Below are 15,969 nucleotides of genomic sequence, written 5' to 3'. Positions count from 1 at the left end.
GGCAGTCAGCTGTCCTCAAGCACGAACGACGCCTGCACCGAACCGAGTCCGGGTGACTTGGCCTCGATCAGGTACGTCCCCGGCTTCGCGCTCGCCGCCGGAGGCGTGGCGCAGTGCGGTTCGCTCCCCCGGCGGTCCCACTCGACGGTGCGCGTGACGCGTCCGTCGCCCGGCACCCGCAGCAACAGGCTCCCGCCACCGGCGGGGCAGTCCGCCGAGGACCAGATCTCCTTGTCGCTGTCGGCCTGAGTGATCGTCAGCACCGTCTTCTTGCCGCCGAGATCCACCTTGCAGGCCTTGCCCGCGCTGTTCAGGGCGATGAGTTCGAACTTCGGCTTCTCGCCGACCTCGTACCTGTTGTGGACGCTGCGGAGCTTCAACTTCACGTCGCCGCTCACGCAGTTGGGCAGGCTCGACCCCGCGGGGAGCTGGCCGCCCGAACCGCCGCCGCCCTTGGCGCCGTCGTCCGAGCCGCTGCCGTCGCCGCCGGAACCGCCCGAGCCGCCCGACCCCTCGGAGTCACCGGAGCCACCGCCTGAGCCGCCGGAACCGCCGGAGCCGGAGTCGCCGCCGTCGCCCTCGTCGTCCGACTCGTCGCGCCCACCCGGGTTTTGACTGATGGCGGGCCCGGAACTGGAGGGCCCCGGTGTGATGGAGGTGGCGGGTCCGGAGCCCGAAGGACCGTCGGCCCCGTCGTTCTTGCCCCCACCTCCCATGGTGAGCACCCACACGACCAGAAGCGCCATCAGTCCGATCAAGGACAGCAGAACGGCCCTCCGACGCCAGTAGATGGTGGAGGGAAGCGGCCCGACCGGATTGCGCAGAGATCCCACGGCCCAAACCTTACGAGAGATCCGCGCGTTGTCCTGCCCCACCCGCCGCCCAGAGTCACAAAGTTTGCGGATCATCATCACGGAACGGACTGTTCCGCTTTTCGTACCCCTGTCTTTCGTCAGGGGGTGTGACGGGTCGATCGCCGGGTGTGACGATTCGGCCGCACTCCGTACCGTCCGTAATCATGGACACCATGGACGACGATCTCTATCGCGATGTCACCGACTTCGCCCACGACACCCCTACCTGGTTCCAGCATCTCGCCGAGGTGTGGACGGAGCTCGGCCTGCTGCTCTTCGGTGTGCTCTTCATCGCCGCCTGGTGGCGGGCACGGCGCGGCGCCCCCCGCGCCCTCGCGATAGCCGTTCTCGCCCCCCTGGTCACGGCGGTGGCCTATGTGTGCAGCGAGCTGCTCAAGTCCGCGATCGACGAGGAGCGTCCGTGCCGGGCCGTCTCCGGGGCGCTGACCTCGATCGTCGAGTGCCCCGCGTACGGCGACTGGTCCTTCCCCAGCAACCACTCGACGATCGCGGGCGCGGCGGCCGTGGGCCTCGCGCTCGCCTGGCCGCGGATCGCGGCGCTGACGCTGCCGATGGCCGTGCTCATGGCGTTCTCGCGGGTGTTCGTGGGCGTGCACTATCCGCATGACGTGCTGGTGGGGCTGCTCCTCGGCGCCGCGATCACCTTCGTCCTCGTACGGCTGGCGACCCGGCCCGTGGCACGTGTCGTCGAGGCGATGCGCGGTTCCTCGACGGGCGTCGTCAGGTGGTTCGCGGGACCGGGGCTGCCGGTGCCGCATCCGCACGCGACACCGCAGCGGCGGCCCGCGTCGCATCGCCGCTGAGGCGTCGGAGCCACGCCTCGTGAGACGTCCGCCCCACGAGGCGTGAGGTGTCAGAGCCGCACAAGTCCCGCCTCGTGGGCGACGATCGCCGCCTGAACGCGGTTCTTGACCTCCAGCCGGTCGAGGACCGCGCTCACATAGGCCTTGACCGTGCCTTCGACGAGGTGGAGCCGGGCGGCGATCTCCGGGTTGGAGAGCCCCTCGCCGACGAGCCCGAGCACTTCACGTTCGCGCGGGGTGAGGGCCGCGGTCCTCGCGCGGGCGTCGGCGCCGCGGACCGTGCGCTGGGCGCCGTAGCCGTCGATGACATGGCGGGCCACCTTGGGCGAAAGGAAGGCGGCGCCGCCGGCCACCGCGCGCACGCCCGCGATGAGTTCGTACGGATCGCCGGACTTCAGCAGAAACCCGGTGGCTCCGCCGCCGAGCGCTCGCGCGACGTACGCGTCCTCGGAGAAGGTCGTCAGCATCGCGACCGCGGTGCCGGGCATCGTCCGTACGATCTCCTCGCCCGCGGCCAGGCCGTCGAGCCCCGGCATGCGGATGTCGAGCAGCGCGACGTCGGGCCGGTGGGCCTGGGCCAGCGAGATGGCCTCCCGGCCGTCGCCCGCCTCCGCGACGACCTCGATGTCCTCACCGGCGGCGAGGATCGCGCGGACCCCCGCGCGGATCATCGCCTCGTCGTCGGCCAGCAGTACGCGGATCACCGCACCCACTCCTTCTCGTGCTCCCGGACCTCGCCCATGGGCCCGGCCTTGGGGATCACACTCTTCTCCACGACGGCTCCGTCCCTGAAGCAGATCCTGAAGTGCTCGACGGTGACGAAGAGTTCACCGCTGGCGCGGTAGTAGCGGCAGTCGGCGCCCTGGGGCGGCGGGGTCGGGGCGCGCTCGTCGGGCGGGTCGGACGCGGCTCTGTCGGGGAGCAGCCGTTCGGCGTCGGACTGTGCCTGGCCGACCGACAGGCGTGCGAAGTCGGCCGGTTCGAGGACCGCGTGCGATCTGGAGTACGCGTACCAGGCGAAGGCACCGCCGACCAGCAGGACGCCGGTGGCCAGGGCGGCGCCGAAGGCCAGCAGGGTGCGGCGGCGCGCATGGGCGGGGCTGGGGCTGGGGCCGGAGCTGGCGGGTGCGGGCGCCGGGGTGGGGGTGCACCCCTCTCCCGGTGGGGGGAGCAGGGCGGCGACGCGGAAGCCGTCGCCGTGCGGCGCCGCGTCGAGGGTGCCGCCGAGGTCCTCGACCCTGGCCCGCAGGCCTACGAGGCCGGAGCCGGCGCCCGGGCCCGGACCCGGCTGCTGGGCGGCTCCGTTGGTGACGACGACGACGGCTTCCCGCACTTCTACGGTGACGGGGGCGCCGGGGGCGTGCTTGGCGGCGTTGGTGAGGGCTTCCTGGACCACGCGATAAACGACCCGCTCCCTCTCTCCCGCGGGCGTCTCCGCACGGTCGCCCGCCGCATCCCCCACGACGTACCGGACCGGGAGCCCCGAAGCCGCGGCCCTCTCCACGAGGGCCCGGACGCTTTCGCCCGCCGGGGCGAGCGGGGCGGCCTCGTCCCCCTCTTCCCTCAGCAGCCCGATGATCTCGTGCAGCCGGTCCGTGGCGTCCGATGCGGCCCCGCGCAGGTCGGCGACGGCGCCGCGGTGCCGTTCCGGCAGATCGGCGGCCACCTGGAGGGCGCCGGCCCGTACCGCGATGAGGCTCAGCTCGTGACCGAGGGAGTCGTGCATGTCCTGGGCGATCCTGGCCCGTTCGCGCAGCCGGGCCCGGTCGGCGACGATGCGCTGCTCGCGCTCCAGGTGGGCCGCGCGGGTCCAGCCTGCTGCGGTCAGCTCCCGGCCCTGCCTCAGGTAGCGGCCCGCGAGCCACGGGAAGACGGCGCCGAAGACGAGGGTGCCCATGAGGACGAGCCACTCCACCACGGGGTCGACCTCGCGAACGGCGATCTTGGCGGTGCCGAGCAGGACGGTGGCCCCGAAGGCGAGGAGGGCGGGCCTGACGCGGGCGGCGCGGCTGCCCATGAGCAGCGCGAAGACCGCCAGGGCGGGCCCGTACGAGAGCGTGAACAGGGAGGGCGCCGCCGCGAGCCCCAGCCCTGCCGCCGTCGCGAACGAGGCCGTCGGCCACCGTCGCCAGGCGCCTGCGGCCAGCGCCAGCGCGGCGGCTCCTGCGGCCTGCTGCCACGCGGACCGCGGTTCGTTCAGCCCCACGCGGTCCACGACCAACGCGGGCGCGGCCAGGACCCCCCACAGGAGGGCATCCCACCCTCTCCGACTCTCCACCCCTCGACGCTACTTCCCCCTCCGCTCCCCCACCCCTGCCGATCGTCAGGTCCTCCCTCCTGCCCCCCCCGCACCCTCAACGCGAAATCTCGCCCCGAGGCGCCCCGCCTGTCTCGTCGTCCGGGGTGCCCGTGGCAGGATCGTCATGCCATGACTGCGCCCACGAAGCCCATGCCAATGTCAGACAGCCCCGAGCCCGCCGGCGAGGCCCTGCACAGCCCCGTCATCGCCTGGTTCGACGCGAACGCGCGCGACCTGCCGTGGCGGCGGCCCGACGCCGGACCCTGGGGCGTGATGGTCAGCGAGTTCATGCTGCAGCAGACGCCGGTCAGCCGCGTCCTGCCCGTGTACGAGCAGTGGATCGCCCGCTGGCCCCGCCCCGCCGACCTCGCCGAGGAAGCCCCGGGTGAAGCCGTCCGCGCCTGGGGGCGCCTCGGTTACCCCCGCCGCGCGCTCCGGCTGCACGGCGCCGCCGTCGCCATAACGGAACGGCACGGCGGCGACGTACCGGCCAAGCACGCGCAGCTGCTCGCGCTGCCCGGCATCGGCGAGTACACGGCCGCGGCCGTCGCCTCCTTCGCGTACGGCCAGCGTCACGCCGTACTCGACACGAACGTGCGCCGCGTCTTCGCGCGCGCCGTCACCGGCGTCCAGTACCCCCCGAACGCCACCACCGCCGCCGAGCGCAAGCTGGCCCGCACCCTCCTGCCCGAGGACGAGCGCACCGCGTCACGCTGGGCCGCCGCCTCCATGGAGCTCGGCGCCCTCGTCTGCACCGCCAAGAACGAGAACTGCGCCCGCTGCCCCATCGCCGCCCAGTGCGCGTGGCAGGCGGCGGGCAAACCGGCTCACCAGGGTCCGGCCCGCCGCGGCCAGACGTACGCGGGCACGGACCGCCAGGTCCGCGGCAAGCTGCTCGCGGTGCTCCGCGAGGCCGTCGCCCCCGTACCGCAGGCGACCCTCGACCGGGTGTGGGACGAACCCGTGCAGCGGGCCCGCGCACTCGACGGCCTCGTCTCCGACGGTCTCGTCGAGCCGCTCCCCGAGGGGCTCTACCGCCTGCCCCTCACCTGAGAGCAGCCGACAACTCCCCACGAAACGCCCGCGCTTTACGGCCCGCCTACATCTGTTACACAACCGACGGAAGGCCGTGCGCCCTCCGCTGGCTGCTCCGCACAGCCCCGTGACAAGCCCTCCGTAGCTTCATTCGAGTACCGCACAGCAAGGACAGCGGTCAGAAGCATGTGGGTGGAACGGAGGCGGTTAGGTATGGCGCACGGCGAGGTGCTCGAGTTCGAAGAGTACGTCCGCACTCGGCAGGATGCCCTGCTGCGCAGTGCCCGGCGCCTGGTCCCCGACCCCATCGACGCCCAGGACCTGCTGCAGACCGCCCTCGTGCGGACGTACGGCCGCTGGGACGGCATAGCCGACAAGCGGCTCGCGGACGCCTACCTGCGCCGCGTCATGATCAACACGCGTACGGAGTGGTGGCGGGCCCGCAAGCTCGAAGAGGTCCCCACCGAGCAGATGCCCGACGCCCGCGTGGAAGACTCCACCGAACAGCATGCGGACCGGGCCCTCCTGATGGACATCATGAAGGTCCTGGCACCCAAGCAGCGCAGCGTCGTCGTGCTGCGACACTGGGAGCAGATGTCCACAGAGGAGACGGCCGCCGCGCTCGGCATGTCAGCGGGAACGGTCAAGAGCACGCTGCACCGGGCGCTCGCCCGGCTCCGCCAGGAGCTGGAGAGCCGGGACCGCGAGGAGCCCGCCACCGGCGCGCTCGAACGTGAGGAGCGGGAGCGTTGCGCGGCCTAAGCACCCGGGCTGGCAGGACCTTGAGGGCGGGGAGCACGGCAGTGGCCGCGCTCGCCGCCATCGGCCTTTTCGCCACGGCCTGCTCGACCGGCGGCTCCGGCGCCAGGGACGAGGGCCCGGGCAACCGGGGCGAGACGGTGATGACCCCCTCGCCGTCCCCCACACCGTCGACGACGTCCGCGCCCGCGCCGCCCACCAGCCTGGAGGCGGTGAAGCTCGTCAAGGACGACCCGAAGGTGAGCCAGACGGTCAAGCGCGACCTGAAGCCCTGCGTCGCCGACGAGTATCCGGTCGACGTCTCGTACGGCAACCTGACCGGAGGATCCGCCTCCGATGTCGTCGTGAACATCATGACCTGCGGCGATGCGGTCGGCACCAGCAGTTACGTGTATCGCGCCGAAGGCAAGAAGTACGAGAATGTCTTCCAGGACGAGGAGCCGCCCGTCTACGCGGAGATCGACCGGGGCGACCTGGTGGTCACCAAGCAGGTGTACGAGAAGGGTGACCCGGTGTCGTATCCGTCCGGCGAGGAAGTCATCACGTACCGCTGGTCCGCGAACCACTTCACCGAGACGGACCGCACCCGCAGTCACTACAGCAGCGCGGCAGGCAGCGACGCACCCGCTCCGACGGAGAACTGAGAGCACCCGATGGCAGAGCACACCCATGTCCTGTTCGTCGAGGACGACGACGTCATCCGCGAGGCGACGCAGCTCGCGCTCGAACGGGACGGCTTCGTCGTCACCGCGATGCCCGACGGGCTCCAGGGCCTTGAGGCGTTCCGTGCCGACCGGCCGGACATCGCGCTCCTCGACGTGATGGTGCCGGGGCTCGACGGCGTCTCGCTCTGCCGCCGTATCCGTGACGAGTCCACGGTCCCGGTGATCATGCTCTCGGCGCGTGCCGACTCCATCGACGTCGTGCTCGGCCTGGAGGCGGGGGCCGACGACTACGTGACCAAGCCCTTCGACGGTGCCGTCCTGGTGGCCAGGATCCGCGCCGTGCTGCGCCGCTTCGGGCACGCGAGCGGCCCCGACTCGGCGGCGCCCGCCGCCGGTGAGGGCGGTCCGGCGGACGGCGGTGTGCTGCACTTCGGCGATCTGGAGATCGACACGGAGGGCATGGAGGTCCGCAAGGACGGCGCCCCGGTGGCCCTGACGCCCACCGAGATGCGCCTGCTGCTCGAATTCTCGTCCGCGCCCGGCACGGTCCTCTCCCGTGACAAGCTCCTGGAGCGCGTGTGGGACTACGGCTGGGGCGGTGACACCCGCGTCGTCGACGTCCATGTGCAGCGGCTGCGCACGAAGGTGGGCCAGGACCGGATCGAGACGGTCCGCGGCTTCGGCTACAAGCTCAAGGCATGAGCCGGGACGAGCCGACGGCATGACGGACAGCATGGCTGAAGGACAGCACGGGGGACGTATATGAGCAGGGGGACGGTGGCCGCGCTGCGCGCCCGCCTGCGCACGCGCCTTGGCTCCGGCCTGCGTACCGGCGTGCGCTGGAAGATCAGCGCGGCGATCGCGCTGGTCGGCGCCCTGGTCGCGGTGGCGCTGAGCCTGGTCGTGCACAACGCCGCGCGCGTCTCGATGCTCGACAACGCGCGCGACGTGCAGGACGAGCGGATCCTGTACGCCCAGCGGATCTACGAGACGTCCGGGCGCACGGGCCAGTTCGGCATGAAGATCGACGACCCCGCGATGCCCAAGGATCTCCTGGCGAAGGTGCTCACCGGACGCCGCGCGACCTACGTGGAGGAGCACGACGGCGGGGTGCCGGACATCTGGGCCGCGGTGCCGCTGAGCAACGGCCACATCCTGTCGCTGCACACCAGCTTCACCGACCGCAGCGCCACCGTCATGAAGGACCTCGACCAGGCCCTGGTCATCGGCTCCATCTCCGTCGTCTTCGGCGGCTGCGCGCTGGGCGTGCTCATCGGCGGCCAGCTCTCGCGACGCCTGCGCAAGGCGGCGACCGCGGCCCAGGAGGTCGCCCAGGGGCAGACCGACGTGAGCGTACGAGATGCCATCGGCGGCGTCGTACGCGATGAGACCGATGATCTCGCGCGGTCGGTGGACGCGATGGCGGACGCCCTCAAGCAGCGCCTCGAAGCCGAGCGGCGAGTGACGGCGGACATCGCGCACGAGCTGCGTACGCCGGTGACCGGCCTGCTCACGGCTGCCGAACTGCTGCCGCCCGGCCGTCCGACGGAGCTGGTCAGGGACCGGGCGCAGGCGATGCGCACGCTCGTCGAGGACGTGCTCGAAGTGGCCCGTCTGGACAGCGCGGCCGAGCGGGCCGAGCTGCAGGACCTGATGCTCGGCGAGTTCGTGACGCGGCGGATCGCGGTGCTGAACTCGGACGTGAGCGTGACGGTGGTGCACGAGTCGGAGGTGACCACCGACCCGCGCCGTCTGGAGCGCATCCTGGGCAACCTCCTCGCCAACGCGGCCAAGCACGGGAAGCCGCCGGTCGAGGTCAGCGTCGAGGGCCGCGTGGTGCGGGTCCGCGACCACGGCCCCGGGTTCCCGGCAGGACTTCTGGAGGAGGGGCCGAGCCGCTTCCGCACCGGCAGCACGGACCGTGCGGGCGTCGGGCACGGCCTGGGCCTGACGATCGCGGCGGGCCAGGCGCGGGTCCTGGGCGCGCGGCTCACCTTCCGCAACGTGACCCCGGCGGGCGCGGGCCCGGACGATCCGGCGGAGGGCGCGGTGGCGGTCCTGTGGCTCCCGGAGCACGCCCCGACCAACACGGGGAGCTTCCCGATCCTGCAGCTGCCGGACAAATACAAGTAGCCGTACGGGTGTTCCCGTCGGGCATTCGCGTCGGGCATTCGCGTCGGGTGCGCAAGGGCCCCGGCACCATCAGGTGCCGGGGCCCTTTCAGCCGAGGGGGTCGGAGCGTGGGTCAGACGGACTCTGCGACCGTGTCCCGCGTCCCGGGTGCGGCGTCCCCAGCCACATCCTCGGCTTGCTTCACGAACCCGGGGGCGGAGTCCTTGAGCTCAGCGGCCCCGGTCTCGGCAGCCTCGGGGTCCTTGCTCGCGGAGGGCGCGGCATCCTTGGGGCCGGCGTCCTTGGGGCCGGAGCCCCGCAGGGGAACCTCCTTCACGAACAGGGCGGCGACGAGCGCGGCGAGCCCGATGATCGCGCCCAGCAGGAACGCGGAGTGCGTACCGGCCGACACCGCGTGCTGATACGCGGACTGCACCACGTCCGGCAGCTTCGCCAGGCTCTTCGCGTCCAGCTGCGCCGACTGCTCGGTGACCTTGCCGCCCAGTTCCCCGGCCCGCGAGGCCATCGTGTCCTCGACCCGGCTGTTGAACAGCGCGCCCATGATCGCGACGCCGAACGACGAACCGAGCGTACGGAAGAGCGTGGCCGAGGACGACGCGACGCCCATGTCCTTCATCTCGACGCTGTTCTGTGCGACCAGCATGGTGATCTGCATCAGGCAGCCCATGCCCGCACCGAGCACCGCCATGTAGACGCCCGCCATGAACCGCGTGGTGTCGGTGTCCATCGTGGAGAGCAGGAACAGACCGAGGACCATCAGTACGGTGCCGGCGATGGGGAAGATCTTGTACTTGCCGGTGGAGGTGGTGAACCGGCCCGAGAAGAACGAGACGACCATCATCGAGAGCAGCATCGGCAGGAGCAGCAGACCGGAGTTGGTGGCCGACGCGCCCTGCACCGCCTGCTGGTAGAGCGGCAGGAACAGCATCGCGCCGAACATCACGAACCCGGTGAGGAAGCCGATCACGGCCATCAGGGTGAAGTTGAGATTGCGGAAGATGTGCAGCGGCAGAATCGGTTCCGCGGCCTTCCTCTGCACGATGACGAAGCCGATGAGGGCGACGACGCCGATCGCGATGAGCTCCATGATCACGGTCGAGGTCCAGGCGTACTCGGTGCCGCCCCACGTGGTGACGAGCACGAGCGAGCTGATGCCCACGGTCAGCAGCGCCGCACCGAGGTAGTCGATGCGCCCCTTCGCCTTCTTCTTGGGAAGGTGGAGGACGGCGGTCACCATGGCGAGGGCGACGGCGCCGAGCGGCAGGTTGATGTAGAAGGCCCAGCGCCAGCCGAGGTGGTCGGTGATGGTGCCGCCGACGAGCGGTCCGCCGATCATGGCGACCGCCATGACGCCGGTCATCATGCCCATGTACTTGCCGCGGTCCCGGGGCGTGACGAGCTCACCGATGATCGCCATGACGCCGACCATCAGACCGCCGGCGCCGAGTCCCTGTACGGCGCGGAAGCCGATCAGCTGGCCCATGTCCTGCGCCATGCCGCTGAGCGCGGAGCCGGCCAGGAAGATCACTATGGAGGTGAGGAAGACGCCCTTGCGGCCGTACATGTCGCCGAGCTTGCCCCAGATGGGGGTCGAGGCCGCGGTCGCGAGCATGTAGGCGGTGACGACCCACGACAGGTGCTCCATGCCGCCGAGGTCGCCGACGATCGTCGGCATCGCGGGGCTCACGATCATGTTGTCGAGCATCGCGAGCAGGATCGTGCCCATCAGCGCCATCATCACGACGCGCACGCTGCGCGGCTGCGGCGCTTCCTTGGCCTGCTCTCCCGGTTTTTGCCTGATGTCCGCCATGTTCCCCAACTCCCCGGTTACCCCGACTACGTTTTGCCACTTACTTGCCGACCGGCAAGCTGGCTACACTGAGGGAAACTAGACCCCCAACTAGCCGGGCGTCAAGTAAGTAAAATCGGGTCCAAGGATTCGAGCCGAGGGAGCCAAGGAGCAAGAGATGGTCACGGGAAAGCAGCAGCGCCGCGGGGACACCCGCCAACGCATCCAGGACGTGGCCCTCGAACTCTTCGCCGAGCAGGGCTACGAGAAGACGTCACTGCGCGAGATCGCGGAGCGTCTGGATGTCACGAAGGCGGCGCTGTACTACCACTTCAAGACCAAGGAAGACATCCTCACCAGCATCTTCGAGGACCTGACCAAGCCCATCGACGAGCTGGTGGAGTGGGGCAAGGACCAGCCGCACACCCTGGAGGTCAAGCGGACGATCCTGACCCGCTACAGCGAGATCCTCACGGGCGCGGCCTCGCTCTTCCGATTCATGCAGGAGAACCAGGCGACGATGCGGGACCTGAAGACGGGCGAGACCTTCAAGGACCGCATGTTCAGCCTGCTCGACATCCTCCGGGAGCCGGGTGCGCCTATGACGGCGCAGGTGCGCTGCTTCAGCGCGCTGTTCACGATGCACGGCGGGATGTTCGTGCTCAAGGACGCCGAAGGCGACCCCGAGGAGAAGCGCAAGGCCATCCTGGAGGTCGCCATCGATCTGGTGACGCGGGCGCACGAGGGCGCCTGAGCGGCTGCTGGGGTCAGACGGTGACGCCGTTGGAGCGCAGGAACGCGACCGGGTCGACCGCCGAGCCGTAGTTCGGGGTCGTACGGATCTCGAAGTGCAGGTGCGGGCCGCTGGAGTTTCCGGTGTTGCCGGAGGCGGCGATGTGCTGGCCGGTGCCGACGGTCTGGCCGACGCGCACGTCGATCTTCGACAGGTGCGCGTACTGCGAGAACGTGCCGTTGTCGTGCTTGATCACGATGGCGTTGCCGTACGCGGGACCGTCACCGGCGCCGTTGCCGCCGGCCTTGACGACGGTGCCGTTGTGCACGGCCTCGACGGAGGTGCCGATCGACACGGCGAAGTCCTGGCCGGAGTGCTTGCTGGACCACATGTTGCCGCCGAGCCCGAAGGACGCGGAGAGCGTGTACTTGTCGACCGGGTCCTGCCAGGCGGCGGCCTTCTTGGCGGCGGCCTGCTTGGCCTTGGTGGCGGCCTGCTGAGCCTTCGACGCGGCCTTGGCCTGCGCGTCGGCCTGCGCCGATATCGAGTTGGCGGAGACGCCGGGCAGAGCGCCGCTCTTGGCGTCAGCGGCCGCCGCGACCCCGGTACCGAGAACGGCCGATGCGCCGAGCCCGACGGTGGCAACGGTGACGACGGCCGTCCGCGTACGGAGCAGGGACAGGCCGGACTGGTGGGACGTGGCGCGCTTCGACATGGCGGATGACCTCCGGGATGGGGAGCGTGTACGTGACACCGCCGCTGTCGCTGCGTGGCACGGACTGGGACACAAAGGGACCCGGCAGACGCTTCGCTGCGTTCCGCCGGGGCCTCACCTTGGTAACCCGCACCCCGCCCCCTGCTCAAACCCCCCATCTACTACCCAAAGCCGTAGCCAACCGCCCCTCTTTCGACCCCTTGACACCGACAAATTCCGACAATTACCCCTTCAACCACTTGCCGGATTTAACGGCTGCCGCCAGGTTTAACCCCACTTCGAGAGGGCGCCCCGGGCCAGCACTGGCACGTCCCGGGGGTGACCCCCGCCGACGCGTCGAAGGTCCCGGGGGTTGCGTGCCAAAGGTCCCGACGCCCTGGCTGGGCGGCACCACTATTCCGTCTAGTACCGGACAAATCGCCTGTGCGTCATGTCACCGGACCGCAAGATCCACCGAAGGGTGAGTGTGACGGGGACTACGCTTGGCCACCGATTCACGGCCCTCGGGGGGAACGGCACATGGATCCCGCAGTCCTCGGCACCCGCCTGGCATCGAGCCTGGTCGCACCGCTGGTCAAGAAGCTGTTCGTGCAGGAAGGGCCGGGCGCGGGCCTGGTGGACAGGCCGGTGCGCATCTCCGGGCTCGTCTCCTTCCGCGGCGAGAAGCGGACCCTCACCGACCAGGACGTGCAGCGGCTCGCGGCCCGGCTGGTGGATCAGTCCCTGTCCTCGCCGGGTGAGCGGCCCTTCCCCGAGGAGGAGAGGACGGCGGTCACCCACGCCCTGGCCCGCGTGCTCCTCGTACTCGGCGATCTTGGCCTCGACGACATCGAGGCGGTCACCATGGGCCACCGCGCGCTCGCGCGGGAGCTGCTGCGCGCAACGCCCCCGACCGGCCTGTCGGCCGACGCCGACCTCTTCCTCGGATCGGTCACCGAGTGGGCCTGCCTCCAGATCCTGCACTTCTTCACGCAGCGCTCCACGTTCGTGGCCCGCTCCCTGGTCGAGCAGAGCCGTACGCAGGCGGAGCTCATCGCCAGGCTCGACGAGCTGATCGCGCGCAGCCCCCGCGTGGACGCCCTCGACGCCCGCTTCGAGCGGCGCTATCTCGCGGCGGTCGCGAGGAAGCACAACCGACTGACGATCTTCGGGATCGATCTGGTGAATTCGCCGGGACGGTGGCCCTTGGACGCGGCGTACATGTCGCTGGAGGCGACGGCACGCCCCTCGCCCGACACGTCCTTCGAGTTGGATTTCGCGACGCTGCCCTCGGGCTCCGACCCGGAGATGAGGGCCTCATCCCTGCGGGAATCCCTCGGCGAGGCGCTGGCGACCTTCAACCAGAAATTCGAGGCTGCCCGCCCCGCCGACCAGGCCCTGGCGGACCACGAGCGCGTGCTCCTGCGGGGCGAGGCGGGCTCCGGCAAGACGACGCTGGTGCAATGGCTGGCGGTGAGCGCGAGCGCGGCCGACCCCGCCGGTCCCGACGGCCGGATGACGTACCTCCACGACCGCATCCCCTACGTACTCCCCCTGCGCACCCTCACCCGCCACGGCGAGCGCCTCCCCGCCCCCGCGGACTTCCTCAGGGCGGTCGGTTCCCCCCTGGCGGGTTCGCAGCCCACCGACTGGGAGACCCGTGTCCTGACGGCGGGCCGGGCGCTGGTCCTGGTCGACGGCATCGACGAGGTCCCGGAGTCGGAGCGCTCACGCACCCGGGAGTGGCTCGGCGACCTGATCGACGCGTATCCCGGCAACCGGTGGCTCGTGACGTCGCGCCCTTCGGCCGTGGGTGAGGACTGGCTGGCCGAGCAGGCGTTCACCGAACTGACGCTGTCGCCGATGAGCCGGTCGGAGGTGGCCGCGTTCATCCACCGCTGGCACCGGGCGGCACGCACAGGTGCGCCCGAGGAGGACGAGCCCCTCCTCGCGTACGAGGGGCAACTTCTGGAAGCGGTGGCGGTGAAGCCGGACCTCGGCCGCCTCGCGACCAACCCGCTCATGTGCGGTCTGATCTGCGCGCTGCACAGGGACCGGCGGGGCTTCCTCCCCCTGGGCCGGAAGGATCTGTACGCGGCGGCCCTGTCGATGCTGCTGATCCGCCGGGACCGGGAACGCGACATGCACGTACCGGAGCTCCGGGAGGAGCCGCAGCTCCAACTGCTGCAACGCCTCGCCTACTGGCTGATCCGCAACGGCCGTACGGAGATGGACCGTTCGCGGGCGGAGGCCATCATCGCCGACGCGCTGCCCGCGGTGCCGGAGGTGGCGGCGCTCGGCGACGCGAAGGCGGTGTACGGCCACTTCCTGCTCCGCAGCGGTCTTCTCCGCGAACCGGGCCCCGGTACGGTCGAGTTCGTCCACCGCACCTTCCAGGACTTCCTGGGCGCCAGGGCGGCGGTGGACGAGGGCGACTTCGGGGTACTCGCCCTGCACGCGGCGGACGATCAGTGGGAGGACGTCGTCCGGATGGCCGTGGCGCAGGCCCGTCCGCGTGAACGGGCAGAAATCATCAGGGGGTTGCTCGCCTCCGGCGACAGCCACCCGCAGGAGCGCGCCCGGAAGCGGATCCATCTGCTGGCCGCGGCATGCCTGGAGCACGCGGCGGAACTGGCACCCGAGGTGCGGCAGGAGGTGGAGCGGCGGATGAAGAAGCTGATTCCACCCCGCAGCAGCCAGGACGCCCGCGATCTCGGCGCCGTCGGAGCCATGGTGCTCGACCTGCTCCCCGGACCGGACACTCTCAGCGACAAGGCCGCCAAGTATGTGGCGATCACCGCGACGCACATCAAGTCGGACGCCGCGATCCCCTTCCTCGCACGACTCGCCCGGCATCCCGGTCTCGACATACGGAGTCAGCTCATGTGGGGGTGGGGCCGCTACGACTGTCGTGCGTACGCGGAACAGGTCATCGCCCACCTGGACGACGGGCAGGTCCACTTCACCCTGCGCAGCGACGAACAGGTCGCCGAGCTCGAACGTCTGCGGCTTCGTCCGCGACGGCTGGACATCCGTGGGACCGTCTCGCCAGAGGCCGCATCCCGGCTGCTCGCCGCCGCCGCACCCACCTACCTCTTGCTCGGGGTATCCCCCGCCCGCCTCACGGACGAGGCACTCGATGCGCTGCTCGACCTGGAGGACCTGCGCCTCTGTGAGATCAGCGAGCCGTACCGTCTCTCATCGCTCCCCGCCGGGGCTCCTCTGCGCAGCCTCGGGATCCTCGACGCGGATCAGGTGGAAGACCTGCACCACCTCGACAGATGGCCAGGGCTGGAGTGGGTGATCTTGGGCAAGCGATTCGGCCCCAGCTCCGCGGCGCACTGGGAGGCGTTCACCCGCCTCCCCCGCCTCACCCAACTGACTCTCCCGTCCGAGGCGTTCGCCACCGCGCCCGCGGGGATGGTCCTGCCCGGCGTGACGGACCTGATCCTGAACGTGGGGGACGATTGGGACACCGCGAAGGCGCATGTCGGCCGGGTGCTGCCGCGCCTCACCCACCTCCGGCTGCCGCTGCTCCCCGACCAGGATCCGGTGGACGTCTCCTCGCTGCCGGCCCTGCTGCCCGCCCTCAGGTACGTCACGGCACCGGCGCAACAGGTGCGGGGGGCTGCCGGCCTCCCCGCTCACGTCGAGGTGGACACCTACGCGTTCCTCAACGATTGAGCTGGAACCACACGCCTTTGCCGCCCCCGGCAGGCGTCACCCCGCAGAGGTCCGACAGTGCGGTCACCAGGAACAGGCCCCGGCCGCCCTCGGCCTCGGTGGGGGCGCTTCTGGGGGAGGGGAGCTGGTGGCTTGCGTCGTACACCGCGACGCGTACGTGCGTCGTTGCGATGGCGGCTCTCAGGTGGACGTCGCCCTTGGTGTGCTGGTGGACGTTGGTCACCAGCTCCGAGGTGCAGAGCGCGGCGGCCTCGGCGAGGTGGGCCAGGCCCAGGGTCAGCAGTGCGCCGCGCACGAAGTCACGGCAGATCTTCGGGGAGCTGGCGTCCGCCGGGGCGAACAGGGTGTAGGCACGCGGGGGTTCGGGGTGTTCCGGTTGTTCGGGTCCGCATACCGGGTCATGCACGGTTACGCCCATGAGACGCCTCCAAGGCGCGCGTCGGGGGTTCGCTGTGGCGGTGATGATCTCGCCTGACCTGACAATCGCCCGGCCGCAGTGG

General features: G+C 70.7%; 14 protein-coding genes. 8 read left to right on the top strand and 6 right to left on the bottom strand.

The genetic code is table 11. The features are described 5' to 3' along the window. Nucleotides 1-5: 5 nt before the first annotated feature. Nucleotides 6-833, bottom strand: coding sequence for a hypothetical protein (locus AB0E78_RS08085; RefSeq protein WP_361829470.1), 828 nt, complete (start codon nucleotides 831-833; stop codon nucleotides 6-8). A 185-nt stretch (nucleotides 834-1,018) separates the two neighbouring features. Between AB0E78_RS08085 and AB0E78_RS08080 the strand changes: the two genes are divergently transcribed. Next, nucleotides 1,019-1,678 (top strand): phosphatase PAP2 family protein, encoded by a 660-nt coding sequence (locus AB0E78_RS08080; RefSeq protein WP_361829468.1) that lies wholly within the window; start codon nucleotides 1,019-1,021, stop codon nucleotides 1,676-1,678. A gap of 50 nt (nucleotides 1,679-1,728) precedes the next feature. Here the strand turns inward: AB0E78_RS08080 and AB0E78_RS08075 are convergent, their stop codons facing one another. Continuing rightward, nucleotides 1,729-2,382 (bottom strand): response regulator transcription factor, encoded by a 654-nt coding sequence (locus tag AB0E78_RS08075; RefSeq protein WP_361829466.1) that lies wholly within the window; start codon nucleotides 2,380-2,382, stop codon nucleotides 1,729-1,731. Continuing rightward, nucleotides 2,379-3,956, bottom strand: a complete 1,578-nt coding sequence (locus AB0E78_RS08070) for a histidine kinase (protein WP_361829465.1) — start codon at nucleotides 3,954-3,956, stop codon at nucleotides 2,379-2,381. Before AB0E78_RS08070 ends, AB0E78_RS08075 begins: the two co-directional genes overlap by 4 nt. A 150-nt stretch (nucleotides 3,957-4,106) precedes the next feature. Between AB0E78_RS08070 and AB0E78_RS08065 the strand changes: the two genes are divergently transcribed. From AB0E78_RS08065 to cseC, 5 genes are all read left to right on the top strand, one after another. Next, nucleotides 4,107-5,030: an A/G-specific adenine glycosylase gene (locus AB0E78_RS08065; protein ID WP_361829463.1), complete on the top strand. Its 924-nt coding sequence runs from the start codon at nucleotides 4,107-4,109 to the stop codon at nucleotides 5,028-5,030. A gap of 195 nt (nucleotides 5,031-5,225) precedes the next feature. After that, complete coding sequence (locus tag AB0E78_RS08060) at nucleotides 5,226-5,774, top strand: SigE family RNA polymerase sigma factor (protein WP_361829462.1); 549 nt, start codon at nucleotides 5,226-5,228, stop codon at nucleotides 5,772-5,774. Next, nucleotides 5,762-6,415 (top strand): hypothetical protein, encoded by a 654-nt coding sequence (locus AB0E78_RS08055; protein WP_361829460.1) that lies wholly within the window; start codon nucleotides 5,762-5,764, stop codon nucleotides 6,413-6,415. The genes AB0E78_RS08060 and AB0E78_RS08055 overlap by 13 nt, the downstream gene beginning before the upstream one ends. 9 nt (nucleotides 6,416-6,424) lie before the next feature. Then, nucleotides 6,425-7,138: a two-component system response regulator CseB gene (gene cseB / locus AB0E78_RS08050; RefSeq protein ID WP_361829458.1), complete on the top strand. Its 714-nt coding sequence runs from the start codon at nucleotides 6,425-6,427 to the stop codon at nucleotides 7,136-7,138. Nucleotides 7,139-7,198: 60 nt separating this feature from the next. Next, nucleotides 7,199-8,569: a two-component system sensor histidine kinase CseC gene (gene cseC, locus AB0E78_RS08045; RefSeq protein WP_361829456.1), complete on the top strand. Its 1,371-nt coding sequence runs from the start codon at nucleotides 7,199-7,201 to the stop codon at nucleotides 8,567-8,569. Between the two features lie 112 nt (nucleotides 8,570-8,681). Here cseC and AB0E78_RS08040 read toward each other — a convergent pair whose 3' ends face one another. Then, complete coding sequence (locus AB0E78_RS08040) at nucleotides 8,682-10,379, bottom strand: MDR family MFS transporter (RefSeq protein ID WP_361829454.1); 1,698 nt, start codon at nucleotides 10,377-10,379, stop codon at nucleotides 8,682-8,684. A gap of 157 nt (nucleotides 10,380-10,536) precedes the next feature. On the opposite strand from AB0E78_RS08040, the gene AB0E78_RS08035 reads away from it, so the two are divergent. After that, nucleotides 10,537-11,112 (top strand): TetR/AcrR family transcriptional regulator, encoded by a 576-nt coding sequence (locus tag AB0E78_RS08035; RefSeq protein WP_361829452.1) that lies wholly within the window; start codon nucleotides 10,537-10,539, stop codon nucleotides 11,110-11,112. Nucleotides 11,113-11,125: 13 nt separating this feature from the next. On the opposite strand, the gene AB0E78_RS08030 is transcribed toward AB0E78_RS08035, so the two are convergent. Further along, on the bottom strand, nucleotides 11,126-11,806 hold the full coding sequence (locus AB0E78_RS08030) for a M23 family metallopeptidase (protein WP_361829451.1): 681 nt from the start codon (nucleotides 11,804-11,806) through the stop codon (nucleotides 11,126-11,128). Between the two features lie 519 nt (nucleotides 11,807-12,325). Here AB0E78_RS08030 and AB0E78_RS08025 point away from each other — a divergent pair. Beyond that, nucleotides 12,326-15,469, top strand: a complete 3,144-nt coding sequence (locus AB0E78_RS08025; RefSeq protein WP_361829449.1) for an NACHT domain-containing protein — start codon at nucleotides 12,326-12,328, stop codon at nucleotides 15,467-15,469. On the opposite strand, the gene AB0E78_RS08020 is transcribed toward AB0E78_RS08025, so the two are convergent. Next, entirely contained in the window at nucleotides 15,459-15,887 is a 429-nt protein-coding gene (locus AB0E78_RS08020; RefSeq protein WP_361829448.1) for an ATP-binding protein, read from the bottom strand. The two genes, AB0E78_RS08025 and AB0E78_RS08020, sit on opposite strands and share 11 nt — an antisense overlap. Nucleotides 15,888-15,969 lie beyond the last annotated feature (82 nt).

This window comes from Streptomyces sp. NPDC032198 (assembly GCF_040636975.1).
Classification (GTDB): Bacteria; Actinomycetota; Actinomycetes; order Streptomycetales; family Streptomycetaceae; genus Streptomyces.
Note: the sequence above shows the minus strand (reverse complement) of the source record. Positions and strands in the feature narration are given on the sequence as shown.